Raw genomic sequence first — 8,876 nt, 5'->3', positions numbered from 1 at the left:
GCCGGGGCACTGGGCCGGGACCCGCGGAGCGGGTACCTCAGCGCTGGCGCGCTGAGGAGTTGCGCCCTCCGCTTCGCTTCGGGCATGGCTCCGCTGACGCTCCGCCAGATTCCCGCGCAAGCGCGGGAATCGAATTCCGCAAGCGGAATTCTAAAAGCGTGTCAATTCGCGCAAGCGCGAATTGAGGGCACCCGCGCAAGCGCGGGTGTCGAAGCTGGCAGCGGGGGTGGTGTATCGTGCGCGGGACTGTGTAGCGACTGGAAATCCCAGCTACTACCCCGGTAACGGAAGTGACGGGCTGTCAGCCTGGCGGGGCGCCGGCCCCACCGCAGTGGTGGGCTCCGCTGCGGTCCACCCGAACCCCTCCCCGACTCCCGAGCCCACCCGGACATGTTCACCAATGCCCCGGCAGCATACAGTACAACCGGCCATTCGGGGGCTGGGTTGAGTCATGTATTACTCTGAGGGTGGGAGTTGATGCAAGGATGATGCATCACGGAGATGCACTGTGTAGAGTCTGGGATCAGACACCATACCCCCGGACCACATCCATCGCACCGTGATTCCCTTTCTGATTGCGCGCCACGTTCCGAAAGAAGGAGCCTTTCCCCGTGGTCATGAAGCGCAGCGATCTGCGCGCTCACCAGATTGAGACTGTTGACGCCATTAAACGCGGTCTCGACATCCCTCCCGGCGGTATTCCGGCCAACGGCCTGCGTGGTCAGGTGATTTCCGCCTGCGGCACCGGGAAGACCATCACTGCTGCTTTCGCCGCTCGTGAGATGATGCCGAAGGGCCGCATTCTCGTGCTGGTGCCGACGCTGGATCTTCTGGCGCAGACGGTCAAGGAGTGGCACCGGGTCGGGCACAGGGGGCCGGCGGTTGCGGTGTGCAGCCTTCAGGACGACCCGGAGCTGTGGAGTCTGAAGGTGCGCTCCACCACGAACCCGGTGCAGCTGGCGCTGTGGCACGGTTCGGGGCCGGTGACCATCTACGCGACGTACGCCAGCCTGAGTGTCCTGGCGGAGGCGTTCGGGGGCGTGTACGGCCAGCAGTTGGCCCCGCTGGACCTGGCGGTCGTGGATGAGGCGCACCGGACGTCGGGGTCGATGGGCAAGGCGTGGGCGGCGATCCATGACCAGGAGGTCATCCCGGCGTACCGGCGGCTGTGTCTGACGGCGACGCCGCGGATCTGGGAGGAGCGGCTCAGCCGGGAGGTTGCCGAAGGGGTGCGTGACCGGCTGCCGAGGGAGATGGCGGCTTCCATGGACGACGAGGAGGTCTTCGGGCCTGTCCTGTACAGGCTGTCGCTCGCGTCGGCGGTCTCGCGCGGGTTGCTTGCGCGGTACCAGATCATCGTCCTGGAGCTCCAGGATCCGGTCGTCACCCCGGAGCGGCTGATGGGCGAGGAGCGGCGCAGCGAGGAAGTGCGCGGGCAGCGGCTCGGAGCCTTGCAGGCCGCGCTGCTGCACACCATGGCGCAGCACAACCTTCAGACCTGCATCACCTTCCACCACCGGACGATCGAAGCTCAGGCGTACGCGGAGGGCCTGGAGCGGGTGGCGGCGAAGCTGCACGCCAACGAGCCGGAGACGTACCCGAAGCGGATCTGGGCGGACTGGCTGTGCGGCGAACACGTCCCCGAACGCAGGCGGGAAGTCCTGGGCGGCTTCGGCGCCACTGCGTGGCGGGCAGTGCTTTCGAACTGTCGCGTTTTGGGGGAAGGCGTCGATATCGGAGCGGTGGATAGTGTTGCTCTTTTGGATCCCAAGGGCGCGCCGCACGACATCGTGCAGGCGATCGGCCGGGCGCTGCGGCAGAAGCCTGGAGAAGGCAAACTCGCCTCGCTCATTGTGCCGGTATTCCTCCAGCCGGGAGAGAAGCCGGAGGACATGTTCACCTCGGGATCGTATCGGCCCTTGGTGAAGGTGCTTGAGGGATTGCGGGCTCATGATGAAGAGGCCGTGGAACTGCTTGCCATTCCGCAGGAGCCGCGGAAGGACGTCGCGCAGCCCTCCGTGAACATCGGCGCGGAACCTGAAGACGGTGCGGAAGAATCCCGTCTGCTGCTTCGTTTCGCGGCTCCCCGTGACCCAGTGATGGTCGCAGACTGGGTGTCCTTCAACGTGATCGACACCGAGAAGCAGGACTGGGCGCGCGGCTGGGCGAAACTCAAGGCGTTCACGGAGCGTGAGGGCCACGCCCGAGTTCCGTACGGGCACAAGGAGGGTGCGACTCCCCTTGGGCAGTGGGTGGCAGAACAGCGAAGGGCCTACGGGGCCGGGCAGATGACCGGCCTGCGCGCCCGGCGGCTGGAGAAGCTGGGCATGGTCTGGTCGCTGGCCGATGAGCGGTTCCAGGAGAACCTCGAGGCCGCCAAGGCGTACTACGAGCAGCACTGGACGCTCTGCGCGCCGAGGACAGCGACGGCGCTGGACCGGCCGGTAGGGCAGTGGCTGTCCAACCTCCGCCGCCCGGGTGCGCTGGAGGACCGCCCCGAGTGGAAGGCCGCGCTCGAGGCCGTGGACGAGTACTGGAACCCCCAGTGGCCGGTCGACTGGCAGCGCCACTACGCCGCACTGCGCGAGCTGGAGGCCGACGAAGAGGGCCAGGCCGACGTCCTGCCCGGCGTCACCGTGCACGGGATGGACATCGGGAAGTGGCTGGCCCGGCAGCGGAAGCCCGAGGTGTGGGAGGCCCTGCCCGACGGACAGCGCGATCTCCTGGAGGCCGTCGGCATCACCCCACTCGCCGCTCCGGTCCCGGAAGAGCCCGCAAGGCCGTCCACGACACCCGTGAGCGCCTTCGAGAGGGGCATTGCAGCCCTCGCGCAGTACAAGGCCCGGGAAGGGCACCTGACAGTGCCTAGGGGCCACGTAGAGGCGTTGCCGGACGGGACGGAGGTCAAGCTCGGAGTATTCCTGTCCAACACCAAAAGCCGCCGGGCCAAACTCACCGCCGACAAGCAGAAGACACTGACCGACCTCGGACTGGAATGGGCCTCGGCCGCCACCAGCAGACCACCACACGGCCCTCCCTCATCGTCACCGGACCCGCCGCAGCCGGGAAAACCACCGCCCTGCTGAACGTCGGCCGCACCTGCCACCTCGCCCACCTCCGCAAAAACCCGCCCCCCGCCCGGATCAGCCCACGCCACGGCACCCGTGGCGTACGTCCTGGTCCCTCCCGGCGCCACCGCGAAAACCCTCATCACCGAATTCGCCCGCTACCTCGGCATCCCCGTGGCCGCCCGCATGACCCAAACCCAGATCACCGACGCCGTCTGCCACACCTACACCGCCGCGGGCGTCCAACTCGTCCTCATCGACGAGATCCACCGCCTCAACCCCCGCACCACCACCGGCGCCCAAGCCGCCGACCTCCTCGAAGACCTCACCGAACGCCTGGCCGCCACCTTCGTCCACGCCGGCATCAACGTCACCGACACCCCCCTCTTCAGCGGGACACGGGGCGCTCAACTCGCCGGACGCGCCACCCTCATCACCTGCGGCCCCCTCCCCGCCCGCCACGGCACCCGCCAACCCATTCCGCGACGTCATCACCGACATCGAGAACGCCCTCGACCTCGAACAACACAAACCCGGCACCCTCCCCCGCCACGCTGCTTACCTCCACCAGCGCACCGCCGGCCGCATCGGGTCCCTCACCCGCCTCATCCGCCAAACAGCCATCACCGCCATCCACGACGGCACCGAACGCATCACAAAAGCTGCCCTCGACGCGGTACAGCTCGACCGCCTCGCCGAACAACACAGACGCCCCACCCGCAGCCGCTAACCCCTGCTCACCGACCAGGAAAAACAGCGCTGACCAGTACAAACACCAACCGAGCCTTGACGCGCTGGCGAAACCCACAACGAGCCCGGTCCCACTCAGCGCACACGACGCAACCCCAGCTCACACCCCGAACTGCCCGCTGGAACCGTGCACCCGACCTCTCTCAACAAACCCACAACACACCAGGCCAGCAAGCCCGCGATACACCAACAAACCCCCCTCCGAACGTCAGCACTTTTGGGCGGCTTCGCCCCCGCTTGGCCTGCACGTGGGACGAATCGATGGTGGCGCGGGAGAAGCCGAGCCGGTCGGCGGCCCGCAACCGGCCCAGCAGCGCCCGCTGAAGCTCCTCCCACACGCCGGCTGCCTGCCACTCGGCCAGCCGCCGCCAACAGGTCGGGCCCGAACCGAACCCCAGCTCCTGCGGCAGGAACGCCCCCTGGATTCCCGTGTAGAGCACGAACAAGATGCCCTGCAACGTCCTGCGGTCATCGATCCGCTTACGCCCCGGATGCCGGAAACGGCGCTCATGCCTGGGCAGAAACGGTTCGATCACCGCCCACAGTTCGTCACTGATCTCCCACGGTTTCGGCCGGGACATCCTCACTCCCGAGGAACAACGAGATCACCTACCCATCCACCGTGCCACACCAAGATCATTCTGCAAGGACTCCTTACTCCTGCGGATGGTCCGGGGGCCGCGCTTTGAGCAGGTGCCTTTCGCCGTCGTCGGTGACTTCGACGAGTTCCAGGACGTGCGAGTCGCTGCCGTAGGGCCCGCGCGACGGGTCCGCGACAGGTCATCCGGGGCCGTCGCTTGCGGCGGCGAGCAGTGGCACGAGGACGTCGCTGATCGGGGTGGGTATGCCGTGGAGCCTACCCAGCCGTTGGACGACACCGTTGCGGACGTCCCATTCGAGCGGCCGCCCGGCCTCGCGGTCGGCCAGGATCGAGGTGCCCATGTCGGGCGGGAATCCTCGGAACTTGTCGACGATCGCCAGGGCGTCTGCCTCGTTCAGCGCTGCGCCCTCCGCTCGCGCCACGGGGAGGCATTCGCGGAGGTAGTCGGTCGTCAGTCGGTCGATGTCGGTCCTGTGGAACATGCCCGACCGTCGGTGGGTGAGGGCCATCAGCCCGGCTGCGGCGTTCTGCAGCAGCTTCCGCCAGGCTTCCGAGACGAAATCGGCCGACACGTCCACGGCGCAGCGGCTGCCGGCAAGCGCTCGCACGACGACGTTCGCAGCGGGCTCGTCGGGCAGAGTGAGCCGTGCGTCGCCGCGGAGCTGAACCACGCCGTCGGGCAGTGTCTGCGCGGGGAACCAGACGACGGCCGGGACCGCTCGCCCATGGGGTAGGTGCCCGAGGCTCTTCTCCTGCTCGACACCGTTCTGGAGCACGCATACCACCGTGCTGGGCGCGCACAGCGCCTCCAGCCACCCGCGAGCCCTTTCCGTCTGCGTCGCCTTCACCGAGAGGAACGCCAGATCGACCGTCCTGTCGACGGCATCGGGGTCCACGAGCACTGGTCCCGGCACCACGACCATGTCGTCTCCGTCGCGCAGTTCCAATTGGTCACGCGGCGTGCGACCGCACAACATGGGGCTCGCGCCCCCCTCGTACAGCGCCGCCGCGATCGTCGTGCCGATCGCGCCCGGACCGACGACCGCCACGGTCAAGGGCCGCTGATCAACCGTGGCTGGAGAACTGTTCTCTTCTGTCACCCACTCGAAGTTACGCTGTTACGAGTAGATGAGGTGGACGGTATCTACATTTCATGGACGACTCCCTGGTGACATGGCTCGGCAGCATCCAGGCGCGAGCCGGCGGTCTGGCCCCCAGCGAGACGGGCGTCTTCTCTCGGGGGGGGGTGTGGAGATGCCTTCGAGCTTGAGGTGGTTCTTCTCGTCGCTGCCGACGGGGCGGACGCGATGGCCCTCCGAGGCGAACGACGGGCCCCGGACGAGCGTGGCCGCGCCGCGCTGTACACCGCACTGGACCCGGCCCAACGTCGCGCCATGCCGTCCGCCCCGACGCGATCCGGCGGGTACGGAGAGACGGCCCGGGTCGGGCACCGGATGTTCCCGCGCCCGCCCGCGGCTGAGCGCTCGTGCGACCGACGGGCAGGCTGCTGCTACTCGCGGCAGTGCACGAGCGGTCGGAGCACGAGAGTCCGCGGAAGCTCAGGCGTCCGCCGGTGTGGGTGCCTCTCGCGACCCGTCGGCGGTGCGGCCGGTCTGCTGGGCAGGGATCCGGCGTACGCACTCGATGAGGTAGTCGCCGGTGTCCGGGTCGAGGGTGACCCCGTGGGTCTCGCTGTGGAAGCCGGGAAACCGCCGGTCGAAGCTTTCCAGGGCCCTCAGGTAGCGCAGCAGCGGACCGTCGGGGCTGCCCGTGTTCTCGCCGGGCATCAGGACGGGGATTCCCGGTGGAGTGACGGTGACCATGGCGGCGGCGGTCCGGCCGGCCGCCTCGGCGAGCCGCACGCGTTCGGTGCCCCCGCGGATGAGGCGCTCGTAGCAGTGCTGAGGTGGGGTGACAGGCTCGGGGAGTTCCTGGAAGGCGGTGTCGAGCAGTTCGACCAGCCGGGCCTCCCGGAGATGGGCGTGCATCTCCTGGCACAGCGTGCGCAAGGTCTGCCCGGTGTAGCGTCGGGGGTGGGCGGCGACCAACTCGGGCAGCAGGTGCTCCAGCCGGGAGTCCTCGTCGTAGAGCGCCTTGAAGTCCATCAGGGCGTCCATGAGTGTCCCCCACTTGCCCTTGGTGATGCCCATGGAGAACAGCACGAGTGTGGTGTAGGTGTCGGTCTTCTCCACCACGATGTCGCGGGTGGCCAGGTAGGCCGTGAGGACGCGCGCGGGGATGCCCCGGTCGGCCATCTGCCCGCCTGCGTCGATGCCGGGGCAGGTGAGAGTGACCTTGACGGGATCCAGCAGGCAGTAACCGTCGGACAGACCGGCGAAACCGTGCCAGTCGGCGCCGGGCTCCAGCTGCCAGCACGCCGGTTCGCCGCTCAGCAGTTCCGTGGGGGCGTCGGCGAAGGGCAGCCGCTCGCCGGTGGCGGGGTCGATCACCGTCTCGGGCTGCCAGACGCCGAAGAACCAGCCGGGCCGGTCGCCGGCGGCCGCGATGCGCCGGCCGACGCGTACGACGGTCTGGCGGAAGCGGATGGCCTCGGTCACCGACTCGTCGATCAGCCAGTGGCCCTGCGGCCCGTCCATCATCGCGGCGGCCACATCCAGCGAGGCGATCATCGGATACAGGGGTGAGGTGGTGCCGTGCATCATGAACGCCTCGTTGAACCGGTCGTGTTCCACCGGTGCCCGGGGGGCAGGTTTGACGTGCACCATGGCGCTCTGCGACAGGGCGGCCAGCAGTTTGTGCGTCGACTGGGTGGAGAAGACGGTCGGGCGTTCGGGTCCGGGGAAGGTGTCGGGGCCCACCGCCATGCCGAACCGTCCGGCGTAGAGGGGATGGAAGCGGGCGTAGGCGAACCATGCCTCGTCGAAGTGCAGCCGCGGAGTGCTGGGCGCGAGGGCCCTGGCGACCTGGAGTGTGTCGTAACACAGCCCGTCGTAGGTCGAGTTGGTGAGCACCGCGTACTGGGCCTCGGGTGCGGGCGCATCCTGGGTGAGCGGATTGCGGGCGATCCTGGAGGCGATCGCGTCCGCCCGGATCTCCGAGGGCGGCAGGGGGCCGGCTAAGCCGTAGCCGTTGCGGGTGGGGACCAGGTAGACCGGCCGGGCGCCGGACAGGACCAGCCCGTGCAGCGCCGACTTGTGGCAGTTGCGGTCCACCAGCGCGATCTCGTCGCGGGTGACGCTGAAGTGGCCGACCATGCGGTTGCAGGTCGAGTCGCCGTGCAGGACGAAGTAGGTGCGGTCGGCTCCGAAGATGCGGGCGGCGTTGCGCTCCGCCGCACCCACCGCTCCGGTGTGCTCGAACAGCGAGCCGAGTTCCTCGACCGAGATGGACAGGTCACTGCGCAGCAGCCGTTCCCCGAAGTAGTCGTGGAAAGCCCGGCCGACCGGTGACTTGAGGAAGGCGACGCCGCCGGAGTGGGCAGGGGTGTGCCAGGAGTACTCGTGCGCCTCGTCGAAGAGGCGCAGCGCCTCGAAGAACGGCGGCAGGAGTTTTTCCTGGTAGACGCGAGCGGCGCGGGTGACCCGCCCTGCGATGAAACGTGCCGTGTCCTCCAGGGGCCAGATGTAGCCGACCACGGTCTCCGCCACCCACAGCGGCAGGTGTTCGAGGTCCTCACCGGTCATGACCACGAAGACCGGCAGGTTCTGGAAGCGCCGGCCGACCTGGCGCAGCACCTGGGCACCGCCCGGCTCGTCGACGGTGCCGCCCTCCGGAGACCCCCAGCCCACCACGGCGGCGGCCAGCCCCACCTCGGTGCGCAACACCGCCTGCGCATCGGTGATGCTCGAAGCCCAGCGCACCTCAAAGCCGCGGGTCGTCAGTTCCTCGCTGATCCTGTGCAGCTGTTCGGTACCGGCTCCCTCCTCGGGCAACTCGGATACCGCGAACAGGATTGTCCCCTCGGCCATGCTGCCCCTCCACGACTTGCTGCAGACCCGCACACACAGGCCAGGGGGACAGTGAACGGGAGCCGCACCCGCCTATGCTCCCTGCTCACCTCGAAACCACCCCGACGTGGGAATCACCCGCTGTCCAGCCCGACCGCCTGGCCCGCCTGTTCTCGTGAGTGGCCTGCTGCCCCGGGGCCACGGGCTCCGTGAGCGGCTTCGGGTGTGTAGGAACGGGCCCAGCGGACCCGCCGGAGCGGGCCGGGCAGCCGCCGGGTGGGCAGCACCCGCGTGAGCGGCCGACGCGGGGGCTCGGGGGAACCGCGGCTGCGTCGTCCGCGGGTTTCGCCGTGTCGCCGTCCGGGGCGTCGCCGGGGACGCCCCGCCGCCGCGCTGTCGGGTCCCATGCCGTCCAGCGCACTGACCAGCGCGTGTCCGTCGGGCCGGTCGTCGGGGTCCTTCGCCGGCGGCTCCGTGACCACACGCTCCAACGCCTCGGGTATGCCAGGACGCAGCGTGCTCAGCCGCGGTGGTTCGTCCTGCGCGTGC

At 68.8% G+C, this 8,876-nt stretch carries 4 protein-coding genes and 2 pseudogenes; 2 read left to right on the top strand and 4 right to left on the bottom strand.

Annotation, left to right across the window (positions count from 1 at the left end):
• The first annotated feature begins 617 nt into the window (after positions 1-617).
• Both ABD339_RS17450 and ABD339_RS17445 read left to right on the top strand, forming a co-directional pair.
• A complete protein-coding gene (locus ABD339_RS17450; protein WP_344567062.1) occupies positions 618-3,086 on the top strand; it encodes a DEAD/DEAH box helicase in 2,469 nt (822 codons plus the stop codon).
• Positions 3,087-3,164: 78 nt separating this feature from the next.
• Positions 3,165-3,377: pseudogene (locus ABD339_RS17445) on the top strand (TniB family NTP-binding protein); the annotation flags it as partial.
• 124 nt (positions 3,378-3,501) lie between these two features.
• On the opposite strand, the gene ABD339_RS17440 reads toward ABD339_RS17445, so the two are convergent.
• The 4 genes and pseudogenes from ABD339_RS17440 to ABD339_RS17425 all read right to left on the bottom strand — a co-directional run bounded on the left by ABD339_RS17440 (position 3,502) and on the right by ABD339_RS17425 (position 8,348).
• Complete coding sequence (locus ABD339_RS17440) at positions 3,502-3,774, bottom strand: hypothetical protein (RefSeq protein WP_344567064.1); 273 nt, start codon at positions 3,772-3,774, stop codon at positions 3,502-3,504.
• A 256-nt stretch (positions 3,775-4,030) separates the two neighbouring features.
• Positions 4,031-4,399: pseudogene (locus ABD339_RS17435) on the bottom strand (transposase); the annotation flags it as partial.
• Between the two features lie 199 nt (positions 4,400-4,598).
• Entirely contained in the window at positions 4,599-5,519 is a 921-nt protein-coding gene (locus ABD339_RS17430; protein WP_344567032.1) for an oxidoreductase, read from the bottom strand.
• A gap of 459 nt (positions 5,520-5,978) precedes the next feature.
• Complete coding sequence (locus ABD339_RS17425; RefSeq protein ID WP_344567031.1) at positions 5,979-8,348, bottom strand: Orn/Lys/Arg family decarboxylase; 2,370 nt, start codon at positions 8,346-8,348, stop codon at positions 5,979-5,981.
• Between the last annotated feature and the right edge of the window lie 528 nt (positions 8,349-8,876).

Source organism: Streptomyces axinellae, assembly GCF_039532135.1.
Lineage (GTDB): Bacteria > Actinomycetota > Actinomycetes > Streptomycetales > Streptomycetaceae > Streptomyces > Streptomyces axinellae.
Note: the sequence above shows the minus strand (reverse complement) of the source record. Positions and strands in the feature narration are given on the sequence as shown.

What these genes read in the sequence shown, in the direction of transcription:
- ABD339_RS17450 (WP_344567062.1), top strand. Translation starts at nt 618, where the DNA reads ATGAAGCGCAGCGATCTGCGCGCTCACCAGATTGAGACTGTTGACGCC.
- ABD339_RS17425 (WP_344567031.1), bottom strand. Translation starts at nt 8,348, where the DNA reads ATGGCCGAGGGGACAATCCTGTTCGCGGTATCCGAGTTGCCCGAGGAG.